Source organism: Paenibacillus sp. FSL P2-0173, from assembly GCF_038008045.1.
GTDB lineage: Bacteria > Bacillota > Bacilli > Paenibacillales > Paenibacillaceae > Paenibacillus > Paenibacillus polymyxa_B.
Window position 1 is genome coordinate 263,465 of record NZ_JBBOYK010000003.1, and the last position, 17,065, is coordinate 280,529.

The 17,065-nt window shown below is 46.8% G+C and carries 13 protein-coding genes and 1 pseudogene; 6 read left to right on the plus strand and 8 right to left on the minus strand.

Annotated elements, in window-relative coordinates; all coding sequences use genetic code 11:
• Positions 1–12: 12 nt before the first annotated feature.
• Positions 13–945: a 1-phosphofructokinase family hexose kinase gene (locus MKX30_RS17560; protein WP_053326277.1), complete on the plus strand. Its 933-nt coding sequence runs from the start codon at positions 13–15 to the stop codon at positions 943–945.
• 108 nt (positions 946–1,053) lie between these two features.
• On the opposite strand, the gene MKX30_RS17565 is transcribed toward MKX30_RS17560, so the two are convergent.
• Positions 1,054–1,488: an Lrp/AsnC family transcriptional regulator gene (locus MKX30_RS17565; RefSeq protein ID WP_053326278.1), complete on the minus strand. Its 435-nt coding sequence runs from the start codon at positions 1,486–1,488 to the stop codon at positions 1,054–1,056.
• A 280-nt stretch (positions 1,489–1,768) separates the two neighbouring features.
• Between MKX30_RS17565 and MKX30_RS17570 the strand changes: the two genes are divergently transcribed.
• Both MKX30_RS17570 and MKX30_RS17575 read left to right on the plus strand, forming a co-directional pair.
• Positions 1,769–2,230, plus strand: a complete 462-nt coding sequence (locus MKX30_RS17570; RefSeq protein WP_023990736.1) for a VOC family protein — start codon at positions 1,769–1,771, stop codon at positions 2,228–2,230.
• 168 nt (positions 2,231–2,398) lie between these two features.
• A complete protein-coding gene (locus MKX30_RS17575) occupies positions 2,399–2,863 on the plus strand; it encodes a DUF3592 domain-containing protein (protein ID WP_341063153.1) in 465 nt (154 codons plus the stop codon).
• 11 nt (positions 2,864–2,874) lie between these two features.
• Here the strand turns inward: MKX30_RS17575 and MKX30_RS17580 are convergent, their stop codons facing one another.
• From MKX30_RS17580 to MKX30_RS17595, 4 genes are all read right to left on the minus strand, one after another.
• Positions 2,875–3,489, minus strand: coding sequence for a LysE/ArgO family amino acid transporter (locus tag MKX30_RS17580; RefSeq protein WP_053326280.1), 615 nt, complete (start codon positions 3,487–3,489; stop codon positions 2,875–2,877).
• 74 nt (positions 3,490–3,563) lie between these two features.
• Positions 3,564–4,316 carry a molybdenum cofactor guanylyltransferase gene (mobA, locus tag MKX30_RS17585; RefSeq protein WP_193217062.1) on the minus strand — a complete coding sequence of 251 codons (753 nt, stop codon included), beginning with the start codon at positions 4,314–4,316 and terminating at the stop codon, positions 3,564–3,566.
• Positions 4,317–4,459: 143 nt separating this feature from the next.
• On the minus strand, positions 4,460–8,068 hold the full coding sequence (locus MKX30_RS17590) for an Ig-like domain-containing protein (protein ID WP_341063155.1): 3,609 nt from the start codon (positions 8,066–8,068) through the stop codon (positions 4,460–4,462).
• Between the two features lie 18 nt (positions 8,069–8,086).
• Positions 8,087–9,823 carry a motility associated factor glycosyltransferase family protein gene (locus MKX30_RS17595; RefSeq protein WP_245240378.1) on the minus strand — a complete coding sequence of 579 codons (1,737 nt, stop codon included), beginning with the start codon at positions 9,821–9,823 and terminating at the stop codon, positions 8,087–8,089.
• Between the two features lie 603 nt (positions 9,824–10,426).
• Between MKX30_RS17595 and MKX30_RS17600 the strand changes: the two are divergent.
• Positions 10,427–11,649 (plus strand): annotated as a pseudogene (locus MKX30_RS17600) (MFS transporter).
• Positions 11,650–11,834: 185 nt separating this feature from the next.
• Here MKX30_RS17600 and MKX30_RS17605 read toward each other — a convergent pair.
• Positions 11,835–13,514, minus strand: a complete 1,680-nt coding sequence (locus tag MKX30_RS17605) for a glutamine--tRNA ligase/YqeY domain fusion protein (RefSeq protein WP_028540719.1) — start codon at positions 13,512–13,514, stop codon at positions 11,835–11,837.
• 207 nt (positions 13,515–13,721) lie between these two features.
• On the opposite strand from MKX30_RS17605, the gene MKX30_RS17610 reads away from it, so the two are divergent.
• Together MKX30_RS17610 and MKX30_RS17615 are read left to right on the plus strand one after the other, a co-directional pair.
• The gene (locus MKX30_RS17610) at positions 13,722–14,447 is read left to right on the plus strand and encodes a copper amine oxidase (protein ID WP_338532923.1); all 726 of its coding nucleotides are present in this window, start codon (positions 13,722–13,724) and stop codon (positions 14,445–14,447) included.
• A gap of 84 nt (positions 14,448–14,531) precedes the next feature.
• Positions 14,532–15,080 carry a GNAT family N-acetyltransferase gene (locus MKX30_RS17615; protein ID WP_028540721.1) on the plus strand — a complete coding sequence of 183 codons (549 nt, stop codon included), beginning with the start codon at positions 14,532–14,534 and terminating at the stop codon, positions 15,078–15,080.
• 97 nt (positions 15,081–15,177) lie between these two features.
• Here the strand turns inward: MKX30_RS17615 and MKX30_RS17620 are convergent, their stop codons facing one another.
• Entirely contained in the window at positions 15,178–15,672 is a 495-nt protein-coding gene (locus tag MKX30_RS17620) for a GNAT family N-acetyltransferase (RefSeq protein WP_023990744.1), read from the minus strand.
• A gap of 104 nt (positions 15,673–15,776) precedes the next feature.
• Positions 15,777–17,027 carry an MFS transporter gene (locus MKX30_RS17625; protein WP_341063157.1) on the minus strand — a complete coding sequence of 417 codons (1,251 nt, stop codon included), beginning with the start codon at positions 17,025–17,027 and terminating at the stop codon, positions 15,777–15,779.
• Between the last annotated feature and the right edge of the window lie 38 nt (positions 17,028–17,065).

Sequence of the window (17,065 nt, forward strand, 5' to 3'; positions counted from 1 at the left end):
GAGTGATGCCTTGTGATTACCACCGTAACGCTTAACGCGGCTGTGGATAAAGTCTACACGGTTGCAGGCTTCGGTTTGAATGCCGTCCACCGCATTAAAGGCGGCCTGACGGTACCGGGCGGCAAGGGCGTGAATGCCGCTCGCGTCATTCGCACGCTAGGCGAGCCTGTACGAGCGACCGGGTTTGCTGCCGGACACACCGGACGGCTGCTCATTGACGGGTTGAGCGCAGAAGGCGTAAGTGCCGATTTCATTGAAACGGCACATGGGGAAACCCGTCTCGCCATTACCGTGCTCGACCCGTCCGCGCGCACGCAGACCGAGCTGATTGAGAGCGGACCGACCGTTGGTCCGCTTGAATTAGCCGCACTGCGGCGCAAAATCGAGACCCTTGCCGAGGATTCGGCTTGGGTCGTATTCTCCGGCAGCCTGCCACCCGGCTGCCCGCCCGATCTGTACGCCGAGCTGTGCACGCTAGCGAAGGCGCGCGGCGCGCGGGTGGCGCTGGACGCGAGCGGGGAGGCGCTGCGCTTGGGGCTGCGCGGAAAGCCCGACCTCGTGAAGCCTAACGAGGACGAGGCCGCCCACTTCGCGGGAATCGACGCTGCGCGCCCGGATGCCGCTGAAGCGGCGGCAGCAAAGCTACTGGAAGCCGGAGCGCAGCTGGCCGTCATCTCGCTCGGCGCGCGCGGGGCGCTGGCGGTAACGAGCGATGCGCGCTACCTCGTGAGCCTGCCAGACGCGGACATTGTCAGCGCGCTCGGTAGCGGTGACGCCATGGTCGCCGGACTGGTCACCGGCGCGGCGACGGGGCTGTATCTCCCTGCCATGCTACGGCAGGGAGCGGCCTGCGGCACAGCGGCAGCTCTGCACGCCATGGCTGGGAAGATCGAGCTCCAGGACGTGAAACGTCTGGAGCAAGGCATTACGGTGACGCTGTTGTAATTCAGCGTCACTTTTTTTTTATTTCATCCAAGCATTCGCTTATCTTTATTTCACAAATACAGTTATTCCGAATGCTCTATATTCCAAATGTTCGGTTCTCCGATTGGCTTACAACAAAACCCTGTTTTCCAGTATATTTTTCATACAAATATGCGACTTCGAAGGACCCAGCTTGACTAGTGAATCCTGAAGCTCTGCAATTTCCTCTACCGACGCGGTTTGTACCTTAATGAGATAATTAAATTCCCCACTAATGCGAAATAAATCGGTGACTTCCTTCGCCTCTCTACAAAATTCAACCAGCTCTTGGCAATGTTCTGTCTTTATTAGAATAAATGTAGTCGTCCCTCGATTCATTTCCCGTAAATTAAATACGGTACTATATCCGGAAATAATCCCTCGTTCTTCAAGCTTGGTTATCCTTTCTTTAACAGACGGCTGTGACATCGAGATTTCTTTACTGATTTGGGAAATAGTTATCCGAGCGTCATGCTGAAGCAATTTCATGATTTTGTGATCTATATCGTCAATGTGATGCTGCATATCGAGTCCCTCCTAACCTGAATTTAAAAAATAATATTTTTCACCCAAATTAACTTTTTTTCAATAATTAATATAGTATAAAAACCTTACTTTAATTATATAAGCACCACATAATTATTCATATAATAAGGTTTACTTACATGAGGATTTTGCAAAAATCTCATAAGCGACTTCCAATGAACAATATATAGAACGAAATGGTTTAGTTCGTCTATATATTGCACTTCGGAGCGACTGGAATCGAATTTTGCAAAATCCTGAATCAAAAGGAGGATCTGAAATGAGCGTAAAGGGACTAGCGCATGTTGCCATACAAGCTCGTGACTATCAAGCGACCATTGCATTTTATACCAAGGTATTGGGATTTAAAAGAGGACATCACTGGAGTCTTCCGTCTTTTCGAATTCAAGAGGCTTCCATGCTGATCTCACCCGATCAGAGAACCTGTCTCGAAATTTTTGATAATGATGCTGTCATTCCTGCCCAAGGAAAAAAAGCTTCATCCGAGCAAGAGATTGCTCACGGGGCTTTATTACACTTGGCATTTTACGTAGACAATGTAGATGAAATATATCAAAAAGCCCTTGCCCACGGAGCAAGAACCTTTGTGGAACCCAATCAACTTACACTTGGGGAACCTCCTCTGATTGTAACAAATGCATTAGTCCACAGCCCTAATGGTGAGGTTATCGAATTTATCAAGGATGTTGATTTTGATATGTCCCTATCGAGCAAAAAGTAATCCTCGCAGCTATTAAAAAGATCCACTTCCCGGTGAAGTAGGATCTTTTTATATTCCATACAGCTCTGCCGTTATCTCTATGGAAGAATTAAACTGTTCCTAAAAACGTCCGATATATTGATTATCGCTTATTTAAAGGAGTAGATTATCATCTCAATTGATTTCAATGTGTATTGGTTTCATTTTAGCTCCGATCTGCTGATGCCATTGTTCAGCTTGATTGGACTGCTACTCATCTATTTGGGATTCAGAACGATCCGTCGTCATCGTTATCGTAAACGCCACTGGGTCCGTACCAAGGGGCAAATCGTTGATGCGCATATCGAAGTAGATATTGATGTCGTTCCCTTTGACCGAGATGATCCGGTAGATACTAGCTACACCCGCCGATTAAAGGTGCGCTTCTATACAGCTTCAGGTGAAGCCGTAGAATTCTGGAATCCTTATAGCACCAACCTAAGCCTCAACCGGGTTGGCAGCAAGATTAAGGTATTATACAATCCATCCAACCCTCGGGACGCCCAAATTGCAGGCGGTGTAAATGGTGCTGGCTGTCTGGCCTTTATGCTGTTTTTGATCGGTGTTCCCTTTGCTTTGAGCGGGGTATTCGCTGTTTTGAAGTTTTTCCTCTAACTAGGCTTGGATCACATACTGGTAATAAAATTTATCGCCATATACATCGCCAGGCCTAAAATAATCAGTGCCGATATTTTGTTGAGCACAGTCCCAAACTTCCCTTCTGAATCCATACGTCCCACGAGACGCCCCGCCGTTGCCAGACCGATAAACCATATCCAAGATACGGACACGGCAGCCAGACCAAAGGCCCAGCGTTCCCCGCCGTCATATTGAAGGGAGCTGGTTCCAATTACCCCAACAGTGTCGAGTATGGCATGTGGATTCAATAGCGATACCGAAGCGGCAAAAATCATCTGTCGTTTCGGGCGCATCGGCTGACTTTCTCCCGAGGAAGCTGCCTCCGATCTCCATAGAGTCCAGGCCATATACAGCAGAAACAAACAGCCCGCTGCATAGAGTACATTCGTGAGCCATAGAAATTGCTGCAAAATAAGAGACACGCCCCCAACCGCAAGCGTGATCAGGATTGTATCACAGACACCCGCTGTAATGACAGCAGGCAGTGCATTGCGAAACCGCGACTGGGACGCCCCTTGATTAAACACAAATACATTTTGTACCCCCAAAGGCAAAATCAAACCCAGCGCCAATAAAACGGCATGGATAATAGCTTCCAACATGTTATGTACTCCCCTCAAAATCATTACACTTCTTCTCTCTCATCTCCTGTTATTTCCTTCTGTTCTTGATGTGGTTATCGTTCTGGTTTTTCCAGGTTCTGTGCACGTTCGGTACGTTTTTGTATATGCTCCAATTGCTCCACTGTAGTCTGATAATCTTGCGGGTAGTTCATATTAAACACAGCTTGCCGCCACATCTCTAAGCTCGCACCTGGCCAATCGCCCGCTGTCTCATAACGAACGTTCAATGAATCTAGCCAGTCGATCAGACGAAGACGGTCACTACGCAGACATTGCTCGGCAGACGGCAACACACTTTGATGGTATATGCCTAGCAGCGGATGTATACGTCCATCCACCGAGGCGATCACTGCCTGTAACTCAGGTTGTGCTGGCTGGGGCAATGAGCCATTTCCTGTCACGGTTGTATGATCTCCTTGTACTTGTTGCTTTCCTTGTTCACTATTTGTCTCTTGCGCCGCTGCCCAGTTCGTTGCGTGAGTAAGCAAAGCACACAATATCTCTGGCTGCACGAAGGGCATATCGCAGGCAACGACAATGCCCCACTCCGTTGTGGAAGCAGAAAGCCCCGCATGAATGCCGCTCAAAGGCCCTAAGCCGGGATACAGGTCTTTTGTCGTTTCCAGATCAAGCTCCCTATACTGTTGTGCATCCCGGGTCACTACAATAACCCGTTTTGCTACCTGCCCTAGCACAGCAGCTATTCTCTCCAGTACCGTAATCCCTCCCAGCTGAAGCAGCGCCTTGTCCTGTCCCATTCTGCTGGAGCGTCCGCCTGCCACGATAATTCCAGTCACCTCCACCATCACCATCGCACCTCCTTTTTGCTAGACAAATTCTATCATTAAACACGAATAAATCTAATAATATCATCTATATAAAGTATAAAAAATGGCGATCCACTGGATCGCCTAAAAAAGAGGGTGCCTATTCGTCTAGTTCATTACTTTTAATTCGTGAACTTAATAAGTTGCAAAAATCGTTTTATTATGGAAGTAGCCTCCGCCCGGGCCGCCTGCTGTTTGGGCGCAAGCAAGTCGGGAGAGACACCCTTAATTAAGCCTTGCTCTGTAGCCTGCGCCATAGCATCTTGAGCCCAAGGAGAAACAGTAGATGCGTCGCTGTAAGTCTCTTTATATTTCTCATTAGCAGGACCAGCATTCAGTGTTTGAGCGTAGTGTGCAGCCTTTTCGGTAATAACCACGATCTCCTCGCGAGTAATCAATCTTTCTGGTCCAAATGACTGATTCCCGTAACCACGGATCAGACCAGCTTCCACCGCAGCTCCAACACTACCAGCATACCAGGCATTTTCTTTCACATCTGTAAAAGACTTTGTTAACGGCTTCTCCTGCATACCAAGTCCGCGAACAAGCATTGACACAAATTCAGCTCTTGTTACAGCCCGATTTGGTTCAAAAATATCAGACTGAACACCTTTGACAATCAGCTTGTTTGCCAGCATCTCTACATCTTTCTGCGCCCAATGATTTTCTAGATCCTTAAACTTTTTGTCTGCTGAGACTACAGCATAAATGCTGTTATGGTTTGATTTGACGATTGCCTCTAATTGTCCATTCACATTCCGAATCAATACAGGAACAGATGACAACACACCTGTCTGAGGATCAAACCATACGGCCGCTACATGCTCAGGATCAACTTCATGATCGAGAATCAATTTCCGTTCCACGTAATGCCCGAAAAATTCAGTGATCTCTTGATCTCCAGCCATAAGCTTGAAATCAACCGGGTTTACGACAACATTCGCTAAACCCGTGTCTGCAATAGCTTGTCGCACTTGTGCACCGTTTTCGCCTGACAGCGCTGAAATTTCGACGATCAGGTTGTCTTCAGGATATAATGAGACCAATTTGCCAACCAATTCAGCAGAAAGAGTAAACTGGGCTACTGCTGTGTGAATGCTAATCGGCACCTTTGTATTTTCTTTCTCATATTCCTTTAAAAAGGTAGAAGGTATACTCACTTTTGCTGCTTTATTGTACCCCGAGGCGTTCACGACCAACTCTTTCTGCTCACCGATTGTAACATTCAGGGCTTGGCTGACGTCTCCATCGTTCAAACCAATAAGTTGAATAGTGCGGCTCTTATCGGCTACTGTCTTAGCGTCTGTTGATACGACACCCGTCTTGGTCTCTGTTTGGGAAGTCGCTGACGAGGTATTCTGAGCTGACGTTTCTTTATCCTTAGAACGATGTGAGCGCTCATCTAGCGTACGGAACGTCCAATCCTCCGGCGTATGCATACCCACATACGGATTCATCGCCAAATCCGTCAGTGCTCCCGAGGTGATTTCCAGATAGTAGGACTTTCCTTGTTCCAGTCCACCCGATAACCCAATGTACGCTATATTTTCCTGGCCTTTTAACGTAAAATTCGAATTCCCAGCTCCGGATACCCGCAGCTCTCGCACTACAGCCCCACCCGAGACTTCACGGAGTCTTACATAACCACGGTTCCACTTCATCGGCTCATTGAACTCCAGCATAAAGTTCGCATCTGGACCCGCTCCGCTTAGCTCTGTACCTTCCGGCAATATTTCCCTTACCAGCTTCGGTGCAGTGGTGTCTGCTGTCCGGAAGCTCCACGTGTTCTTATCCCAAATGGCATTTGTTCCCTGGCCCGCGCTATCTACAAACATTCCCGAGCTGACCTCTACATAGTACCCCGTACTATCCGTCAGCGGGTGATCCAGTTTCATCACCACATTATGACCACTAAAATGGATATCTCCCCCTGTGACTGTTCCTCCGCTTATGTTTATTCTTCCCACTTCACTTCCATCTTCCTGATGCACCACCAGATGGCCTGCTCCCAGTTGCACCTCTTCGCTGAAGCTCATATACAGGTTCGGTGTGAGCGTATGTGCATATTCACGGGGGTATGTATAGATAGAATATGGGCGCTCATCTCGTACGCGGAACGTCCAATCCTCAGGCGTATGCATCCCCGCATACGGGTTCATCGCCATATCCGTCAGTGCTCCCGAGGTAATTTCCAGATAATACGACTTCCCTTCCTCCAGTCCACCCGATAGCCTAAAGTACACTACATTCTCTTCGTCGTTGATCGTATAATTCGCATTCCCGGCTCCGGATACCCGCAGCTCTCGCACCACGGCTCCACCCGAAGCTTCATGGAGTCTTACATAACCACGGTTCCACTTCATCGGCTCATTGAACTCCAGCATAAAGTTCGCATCTGGACCCGCTCCGCTTAGCTCTGTACCTTCCGGCAATATTTCCCTTACCAGCTTCGGTGCAGTGGTGTCTGCTGTCCGGAAGCTCCACGTGTTCTTATCCCAAATGGCATTTGTTCCCTGGCCCGCGCTATCTACAAACATTCCCGAGCTGACCTCTACATAGTACCCCGTACTATCCGTCAGCGGGTGATCCAGTTTCATCACCACATTATGACCACTAAAATGGATATCTCCCCCTGTGACTGTTCCTCCGCTTATGTTTATTCTTCCCACTTCACTTCCATCTTCCTGATGCACCACCAGATGGCCTGCTCCCAGTTGCACCTCTTCGCTGAAGCTCATATACAGGTTCGGTGTGAGCGTATGTGCATATTCACGGGGGTATGTATAGATAGAATATGGGCGCTCATCTCGTACGCGGAACGTCCAATCCTCAGGCGTATGCATCCCCGCATACGGGTTCATCGCCATATCCGTCAGTGCTCCCGAGGTAATTTCCAGATAATACGACTTCCCTTCCTCCAGTCCACCCGATAGCCTAAAGTACACTACATTCTCTTCGTCGTTGATCGTATAATTCGCATTCCCGGCTCCGGATACCCGCAGCTCTCGCACCACGGCCCCACCCGAAGCTTCATGGAGTCTTACGTAACCGTGGTTCCACTTCATCGGCTCATTGAACTCCAGCATAAAGTTCGCATCTGGACCCGCTCCGCTTAGCTCTGTACCTTCCGGCAATATTTCCCTTACCAGCTTCGGTGCTGTGGTGTCTGCTGTCCGGAAGCTCCACGTGTTCTTATCCCAAATGGCGTTTGTTCCCTGGCCCGCGCTATCTACAAACATTCCCGAGCTGACCTCTACATAGTACCCCGTACTATCCGTCAGCGGGTGATCCAGTTTCATCACCACATTATGACCACTAAAATGGATATCTCCCCCTGTGACCGTTCCTCCGCTTATGTTTATTCTTCCCACTTCACTTCCATCTTCCTGATGCACCACCAGGTGGCCTGCTCCCAGTTGCACCTCCTCACTGAATGCCATATACAGATTTTCATAAAAAGAAACACCGCTTTCCTGAGGTGAAAGCCATGTATAGTATGGAGGCTCGTCCATTTGCGCCTGCATATAGACTGATAAGGCCACGGGGGATGAGGAAGCGTCTTGTATGAACCCGTCCGACACCGACACATTCTCCGTCGTATTGTCGCTTACGCTCTCCGATGCAAACGTCGCTGAAATATATGGGTTGGCTAGGTTGAGCACCTGTGTTGTCAGTACACTTACCTTAATCATTCGATTTACATGATTCTTATTTCTTTTCTTCTTACTCATATACGTGCTCCTTTTTATCTAGATGTGAATGGAATGGTGAAATTCATGAATCTCATTCTTGATTTCCATATAATCCTGCTCGCATTTCCATATGAAATCCCCGAAGTACAGCAGAATTTGCTCCCCTCTGATTAGAGGATTCCTACTGCTCTGAATGGCGCCCATTTTACTGTACAAAAACTCATACAGCATACGATGGCGAGGAAGAACATATACTTTGAAAAAACAATTACCTAATAATGAGGCAAATAAGTCATCAAACTGTCCAAAGGACACGTTCAGCATATTGGCCTGCTTCAGACTGAGCTTATGTTTGATGCCGAGCAAAGCATGATGAATCTGTTCCATAATGGTTTGAAAAACCTCTTCATCCCGCTGAAGCTCTTCAATGCGTGACCTCAGAAACATGAGATCGTATTCCGAATTACTGCTGGTTTGCAGCCACGCATCGTCAATAGCACCTTTTAACCGCGTCTGGATTACCTCTTCCAAGTTCTGAAAAGATGTTCCTTTGATAACAGCGCCTTCACGCGTTGTGTTTATAAATTCAGTTCCCTTCACTGTACTAATGTAAAACTCCATCTCTGTTTTCATTTTGATAAAAGAATGTCGTGTAACTACCTGTTCGCCATGAACGCCCTGTACACGCGGCAAATCGGCACTAGCTGGAACACCTTGGGCATGAGTAATCCCCTCAGCATAATATTGTTCATCCCGATAAGCTAAATTTTGCCCTACCAACACAACAGGGTCTGCTTTCATATGGATCAGACATTGGAGTGCAATGACCGCTACTGAAGGAGCATCGTTAATAATCGTTGGTTTATTTCCCTCCGGTGTACGCAATACGTGTTTGGAGAGTTCATCCTGAGAAATGATGATATGCATAAGACGACCTGGATAATGATCGAGTGTGTGTTTACCGACCGTACTGCCGAAAATAAGTGGAATTGAATCAATTCGTTTGTCGATCACCTTTTGAATTACATTTACGTTGTGTTCGTTCGGGTCATAACTGAACGTGCCGTGCGGATAAATGCCATGCTCCACCAGCGTGTTCACTGCCGATCCTACTGTAAACAGATAAGCAAGATTATTCTCACGAATATGTCGCAGGTGCTCAATTTCGTCGTTAAGCGAAGGGCCAGCGGATATTACTAAGGCTGGCTTACCCCTAATATGCTCTGAGCCCGCCTGCAGAAAATCCGAACTATGTAAAATATAAGGTAAATTATGAATACTGTTTAATGCCCATTTTTTTTCGTACACGTTATTGATAGCCATTTTGTCCTTCTTGTTAGAGACCATTTTATACAATATTTCATTAAACTTCTTCAGTTCCGCAGCAAATAAGGAGCGATACGGGAGCCATGGAACAACTAGCACTCCAGATACACGGTCGATCAACCTATGCAGTGTACCGATTGTCTCTCCTGTCATTCCTCCTACCATTACCTCTTCGATCATCTCATCAGCCAGCCAATCGTTTTCATTCAGATGCTGCAAAAAAATATTCATCAAACCAGTGTCTGGCTCGACGATGGAGAAGCTGGTATTCGGGTACTTGCGTAGAAATTCACGAATATGATACCCAAGTCCTACACCAAAAAAGATCACGTGCGCTTGAGGTTTAACCTTGTTAAAACCCAAAACAAATAATTCTGCTTCCCGCCCAGGCTGCTCAGGATCATGCAAATAATATGATTGTCCCTCACGAGTCAGTATTACATTGGGCTCGTTGGTTTCAGAAGTCACCAACTCACCTCCTTCTCCTGCCTGAAGCAAAAGAAGCCGAGGAAATCGGCGGTACAAGGAATTGTCTCTATGATGCTGTAATGCCATTTTCCATCCCTTTCCACCCGATATTTCATAAAACCAACTATACAGGCCAGTCGATTAAACCTATATCATTTCTTATGAAGCATAGTATTCTGATTTTATGTAATATCTGCGACAATGTATTTTTATTCAGAAAAAAATAATCCTAAATTCTCCTGATTATGGATTAAGTATCGGCTATTCTATGTATAAACTTTAGGTCTTAAGAACCTATTTATAAATAAAGATTTTGTAACTAACCAAGCATTTACTTGAACTAACCATATATAGTCTTAAACCCTGTAGTTCGTCTACATGTCGCCCCTTAGAGCTACAAAAACAATAACTAGTAAAATAGCGAAATAATCATTAAGTTTGCATAAACCAATATCAAATTAGTATCTTCTAATAATTATTACATAATTGTTAATTTATTGGTTTGTTAACCCTTTCAACACATGATACATTGGAATAAAGAACCTCCCACAGATCGGCATCGATGCGCAATTCTCTATCGGGCTAAGAAAGGAATGGCTTGTCTTGCAAAAGAGAGAAATTCAAGAGACTCCTCTATATTCCTTAAAACTGTATAATTTTTTTCTATATGGAGCTATGGTCATTTTCTCCAGCTTCTTCCCGTTGTATCTGCAAGATATCGGCATGGACAAGCTGGAGATCGGGAGTCTGATGGCTATCGGACCTTTTGTATCCGTATTCGCGAACCCTTTTTGGGGCTATACAAGCGACCGGAGCCGTAACCTCCGACGTATTCTACTATTTATGATTATAGGTACCTTGTTATTGCTACAAGCTTTATTTCATGTCCATACGTATATCATGATTTATGTGGCGATGATTGGTTTTTATTTTTTCCAAAGCCCTTTATTTGCGCAAAGCAACAGCCTAATTCTCAGCTATATTGAGGGCACAGACCGGAAATTTGGTTCATTCCGTATATGGGGCTCCTTCGGTTGGGCTGTGACAGCAGCAGTTGCTGGCATAGTTATTGACCAAACGGGGATATCCAGCATATCCACCATCTTTACGGTACTTCTTCTGGCTGCATTGATCTGCACCTTGTCGATTCCACCACTGAAAAGCACTGTGGAGACAGCAACTATTCATTTGCGTGGCTTTGGCAGCGTTTTAATGAACGGATACTTTATATCCTTTATTTTATTGGGCATCCTTGTATCCATCCCGAATTCGATCAACAGCGCCTTTATGTCCCTGTACATCACCGAGCTGGGCGGGTCCAAACAGATGCTTGGTTTTGCCGTTTTTATGTCATCGGTATTCGAAATTATTGTCTTTTTGCTGTTTGATCGCTTCTTGAAGAAAAAAATGACTGTGATGGTCGGCTGTTTGGCACTCGTCAGTTTGCTGTTTGCCTTACGTTGGGAACTGATGGCTCTGGCCACAGACCCGATTCAGATTGTGTTCATTCAGGCTCTTCATTGCGTCACCTTCGGTGGATACTTCTATGTAGGCACCCAATTGACCGTCCTGTTCACCCCTGCAGCTTACCGATCATCCGGACAGGCCGTATATACTTTGACCTGGAGTGGTATATCCGGTATCGTAGCAGGTTTTGCGGGAGGTTGGCTATTCCAGAACTTTGGCGGAGAAATGATGTACCATGCAGGGGTCTTTTTCGCCCTACTTGGCTCTGTGGGATTCGCTATCATGTGGTATATGCTGTACAAGAACGGTTATCAGCCAGGACTGCCAGCGGGCACAAACGAATAGAAGAAGCCCCTTAACAACACTAAAGGAATGAGCTATCCCCTCTTCCCTTCTGGCTTGTTAGCAAAGACAATAGAGTATCGTCAAGTCAATGATCATGTATAAAGAGTGTGCATGCGTAAAATAAAGGAGTCTGCCGTCGGCAGACTCCTTTTCAACTTGGTCGCACGAAGCTACCATCTGTCCCACACTTTCCAACAACCTATTGCTTAGGCAATTGGAAAGAGCTTTTCAACGATACAACACGGTTAAATACAGGCTCACCCGGCTTGGAAAGCTTCGGATCGACACTGAAATAACCATGACGGAAAAATTGGAACTTGTCCTGCGATTGAGCTTCTTTCATGTTCGGCTCGACATAGCCATGAGCAATTTCCAAAGAGTTCGGATTCAATTGGTCAAGGAATGTTTTTTCCGATGCATCCTCTTCAATCTCTTCCGTGTCCTCTGCGTTAATCAAAGGCTCATACAAACGGAATTCGGCAGGTACAGCCTGAGTAGCCTCCACCCAGTGGATCGTGCCTTTCACTTTACGTCCTGTAAAGCCTGATCCGCTCTTGGTTTCTACATCATAGGTACAGTGAATCTCCGTTACATTTCCGTCCGCATCCTTAATCACATCGTTGCATTTAATGAAGTAAGCATGTTTGAGACGCACTTCATTACCAGGGAACAAACGGAAGTATTTGCTCGGCGGATTTTCCATGAAGTCCTCACGCTCGATATAAATTTCACGGGAAAATGGAATTTGGCGTGTACCAAGTTCAGGGTTTTCAGTATTGTTTTCCGCCTCTAGCATTTCAACTTGTCCTTCAGGATAGTTTGTGATAACCACCTTCAACGGATCTATGACTGCCATGGTGCGGGGTGCCTTAAGCTTCAAATCCTCACGTACAAAATGCTCCAGCACCTGCAAATCAATGACTCCGTAGGCTTTGGAAATGCCTGTCTCATATACGAAGCTGCGGATGGCCTCAGGCGTATAGCCGCGACGACGTAAACCGGATATCGTCGGCATACGCGGATCATCCCAACCATCTACATGCTTTTCATCCACCAGAAGCTTGAGCTTACGTTTGCTGGTTACGGTTTGAGCCAGGTTCAGCCGTCCAAATTCGTATTGATGCGGTACCTTTTCCATCTCGCATTCAGCTACAACCCAATCGTACAGCGGGCGCTGATCTTCGAACTCCAGCGAACAGAGCGAGTGCGTTACTCCCTCAATCGCATCTTCCAGCGGATGAGCATAGGAGTACATTGGATAGATGCACCATGTGTCGCCTGTATTGTGATGTGCTGTGTGTGAAATGCGGTAAATAACCGGATCACGTAAATTAATGTTTCCTGAAGCCATATCAATTTTGGCACGCAGCACCTTTTCACCATTTTGGTATTTGCCTGCACGCATCTCTTCAAACAGCTTCAGATTGTCTTCAACACTTCGATCCCGATAAGGGCTATTTTGCCCCGGTTCGGTCAGTGTGCCACGAGTTTCGCGGATTTGGTCCGCGCTTTGGTCATCCACGTAGGCTTTACCCTTTTGGATCAGCAGGATGGCACGCTTGTACATTTCTTCGAAATAATTGGAGGCAAAATGTTTTTCCTCCCATTCATAACCGAGCCACTTCACGTCCTCCTGGATGGAGTTCACGTATTCCGTGTCTTCCTTCGCCGGATTGGTGTCGTCAAAACGCAGATTGGTGCGTCCTCCGAATTCATCTCCCAGCGAGAAATTGATCCAGATAGCTTTGGCATGTCCAATATGCAAATATCCGTTAGGTTCAGGCGGAAATCGTGTAACAACCTCCTTTACCTTACCCGTACGTAAATCCTCTTCAATAACATTTTTAATAAAATTGGGGGGAGTGATCGGCTTCTCCACGCTAATCAACCTTTCTTCCGTATAATCTGTGTAAAACCTGTTCCCTTAAATATACCCTTTCACACCGCATAACTCAATAAAATGAAAATCCTTATGCTCGCTTCAGCAAAAAAAGTGACAAGTTATGAAAAAGAGTTAACATTTTCGGCAAATAAATTCGTTATAGTGTATATATCTTTTATTTTGCCCGGAAAAGGAGACCCACCCGTGTTTAAGCTGCTCATTGTGATCCTGCTGTCTATGCTTTTGTCCTCTTCCGTCATGACTTCCGGTCATCCTTCACCGGACCCGGTGAACGAAACCGTACAATCTCGTCCGCTAGCCAGCGCTCCAGAAGACTCATCTGTCCGCTTATATGTTGTTAATCCGTCACAGGGATTATTCCATTCGGCTGTACTGGAAATCGGTCAGCAACGCCGCACATTCCGATGGTCGGGCTCGGCAGATATCTCCACCGCACCACAATTATATTACAGGGATGTGAACGGGGATGGTGTCCGTGAAGCCGTCGTAATCCTCACGCGTGCCTCGGGAACGGGTGTCGAATTGCAGGAGTTGCATATTGTTAACGCACGCACGATGGAAGAATATGCGGTCGAATCGGCAGCAGATGCTGTGTCCCAGCGCGTACACAGCTCAGTGGAGCTACGTGATCACAACCGCCAGGTCCATATTGCTGTTACGATTGACGGTGCTACACATACGATGGACCCTAAAGCATCAGTATTTTACGATGATCCAGCCCAATTTACAAAGCATCTCGATTTTAGCTCTGTCGTAATGTATGATGCCGAACAACTTCCTCTGCAAGCCACTGTATCTGGCAGTGTATCCCCAAGCGAATTTGTAGGGGATTTGGATCTGAAATATGTATACGAGCATGAACGGTTCCGGGTGGGACCTATAGAATTTGAAGCCTCCTCTCCCTTTTGACGACTCTCGCAGAATAAGGTAGCATGGGATTAAATGCTAGACTGGCTGGTTTAGCGATTTTCCGAGTGAAAGAGGGGATCAATCATGTTTACATATGCGTTGGACGAACGCACAGTCCTTCGGCCGCTCACCAAGGAGCATGTGCAGCCTCTGTTTGAGCTGATCGAAATGTCCCGTGACCGCCTGCGTCAATGGCTTCCATGGGTAGACTCTACCACGGAAATCAGCCACACAGAGCAGTTCGTGCAGGGCGCCTTGAAACAAGCCGCAGAGAACGGTAGTCTGACCGCCGGAATTTGGATAGACAACGAGCTTGCTGGCATCATTAGCTACCATGAGATCAATTGGACTCACCGCTCCGTTAGCATCGGATACTGGCTTGGACACGGGTACGAAGGACAAGGTCTTATGACCAGCGCCTGCCGCGTATTCGTTGAATATGCTTTGATGGAGCTGGACTTGCATCGGGTCGAAATCCGTTGCGCAACTACGAACCGCCGCAGCCGCGGTATTCCAGAACGTTTGGGCTTTGTGCTCGAAGGCATTGTACGCGAAGCGGAATTGCTGCCCGACGGCTACATGAACCACGCAGTGTATGGTATGCTCCAAAATGAATGGAAGCAACTTCGGTAATATTGATGTACAACAACGCCGCAGACCTGATCAGGTCTGCGGCGTTGTTTGTTTAGGCCGGGCATAAAACCGAATATTACTGTCTGTAGCCTTCCGCCTATTTTAAGAAATAGGCCATTAACACATCATCCACAAATTGGCCTGCTATGTAAAACTCCTCATGCAAACGTCCTTCAATCGCAAAACCGCTTTTTTCATAAAACATAAGGGCTTCCGTGTTGCATGAGAGTACACGCAAACTCAACTTGCGTATGCCCTCGGCAGCTGCAATGTCCTTCATGGAGTTCATGAGCGCCGTCCCAATACCTTTACGATGATAAGCTGGATGTACAGCTATATTTATTTCGAGTACATGACAATTACTAGCCAACAGCGTTGGAGAACGAAATCCAATATACCCGCAGAGTACTTCCTGTTCGATGGCGACCAGTTGAGAGCCTGGAGGCGTATTGCGCAGAAACTCTCCGCGCGACTTCCAGGACAGCGAAGCGGGAGCCGTGCGTTCATTCCATACCAATTCATCCAGCGCAATCAGATCAGGAGCATCCTTCATCTCCGAATGACGTATTGTCAAGGGTTGACTTGTAAACAATTCCTTTCAATCCTTCCTGTGAAGGCTTTCCTGAAGCAATAACTACAACCATTCGTCACTTATTGTACCATAATTACAGCATATTACTGCACTTTTATTAGGACTTAAGAACTGGGAGCATCTACCTTGGGTGTCGTAGTATCCAAAGTATCCGAATGATGCCGGAAACGGTTCAACCAGCTATGCAGGACGAAAAACAGGATCGACAACACCGCTACGCCTGATGCCAGCCAAAGTGTAGGCGGTAACCCACCGCCATCATACAACTTCCCCATAATATAAGGCCCCATTACCCGTCCGGCTGCGCCAATCCCCCCCACAAGCCCAATGTAAAAGGGTGCACCCCGACCTCCATGATCAGACAGGAATGCTGGAACCGCAGGTGCAATCAGCATTTCTCCCAGGGTCGCCAGAACCATAGCGAATATCATTCCAGTATAGTTCTGTGTGCCCAGCATGACAATATAAGCCGCCAAATAAAATCCTCCGGCCCATGTCATTTGCGCTGAAGCGTGATGAGCGTACAGTCGTTTTATCCAAAAAATAATGGGTTGTGCGGCAAAAATAAGGATACCATTCAGCGTCCATAGTAACCCATACATCGTTTTAGGCAAGCCCTGCTCAATAATATGGGGAGACACTCCTGTATTCCAGATCGAATTGCCGAACCATAAAAAAAGCGAGCCTACCCCCACAAAGAGATACAATCTGGTATCACGAAACAGCAAACGAGCTGGTATTTCCTCTCTTTTCTTCACGGACTTGCTGAGCTGTACTTCTCCCTCTTCTCGATCTACCCTGCTTAGATAAGACCAGAAGAACCCGGCAAATACCGCAGAAGTCACCCCGTTCATCACAAAGCTGAGCTGATAGGAAAGGTCAGCCAGAACGCCACTCAATCCCGTACCCACTGCAACCCCAATATTGTTAGCGACATAAATAATATTAAACAGCTCTCCACGACGGTCAGCGAAACGAAAACCTACAAAGGCCTGAATCGCAGGCACAGATACGACATTAAAAAAGCCGATAAAGCCCATCATGATGACAAACGCTACCCAATGACCACTGGTAAATGGAAGCGTGAGAAGTCCCAGCGCGTTCATCGCCAGTGAGCCAACAATCAATTTTTTGGCTCCAATACGATGATAGAGGGCTCCGCCCAGCACTTGACCAAAAATTCCGCCCAGAGACTGCACTAAAATCGCAATCCCTGCATCTCCCATACTACGGTTCAGTTCGTCAAACACATACATGCTAACCAACGGCCACATCAGGGAACTTCCAGCAGAATTAATCAGGCTAGCAACGAGAAACACTTTCACTTCTTTCGGATAAGACTCCAACCATTTCATATCTTTTGTTTCTCCTTTTGCATCTGACGCCATAAATG

Bases quoted from the DNA above. Each gene is read 5' to 3' on its own strand.
- MKX30_RS17565 (WP_053326278.1), bottom strand. From the start codon at position 1,488: ATGCAGCATCACATTGACGATATAGATCACAAAATCATGAAATTGCTT.
- MKX30_RS17570 (WP_023990736.1), top strand. From the start codon at position 1,769: ATGAGCGTAAAGGGACTAGCGCATGTTGCCATACAAGCTCGTGACTAT.
- MKX30_RS17580 (WP_053326280.1), bottom strand. From the start codon at position 3,489: ATGTTGGAAGCTATTATCCATGCCGTTTTATTGGCGCTGGGTTTGATT.
- mobA (WP_193217062.1), bottom strand. From the start codon at position 4,316: ATGGTGGAGGTGACTGGAATTATCGTGGCAGGCGGACGCTCCAGCAGA.
- MKX30_RS17590 (WP_341063155.1), bottom strand. From the start codon at position 8,068: ATGAGTAAGAAGAAAAGAAATAAGAATCATGTAAATCGAATGATTAAG.
- MKX30_RS17615 (WP_028540721.1), top strand. From the start codon at position 14,532: ATGTTTACATATGCGTTGGACGAACGCACAGTCCTTCGGCCGCTCACC.
- MKX30_RS17625 (WP_341063157.1), bottom strand. From the start codon at position 17,027: ATGAAATGGTTGGAGTCTTATCCGAAAGAAGTGAAAGTGTTTCTCGTT.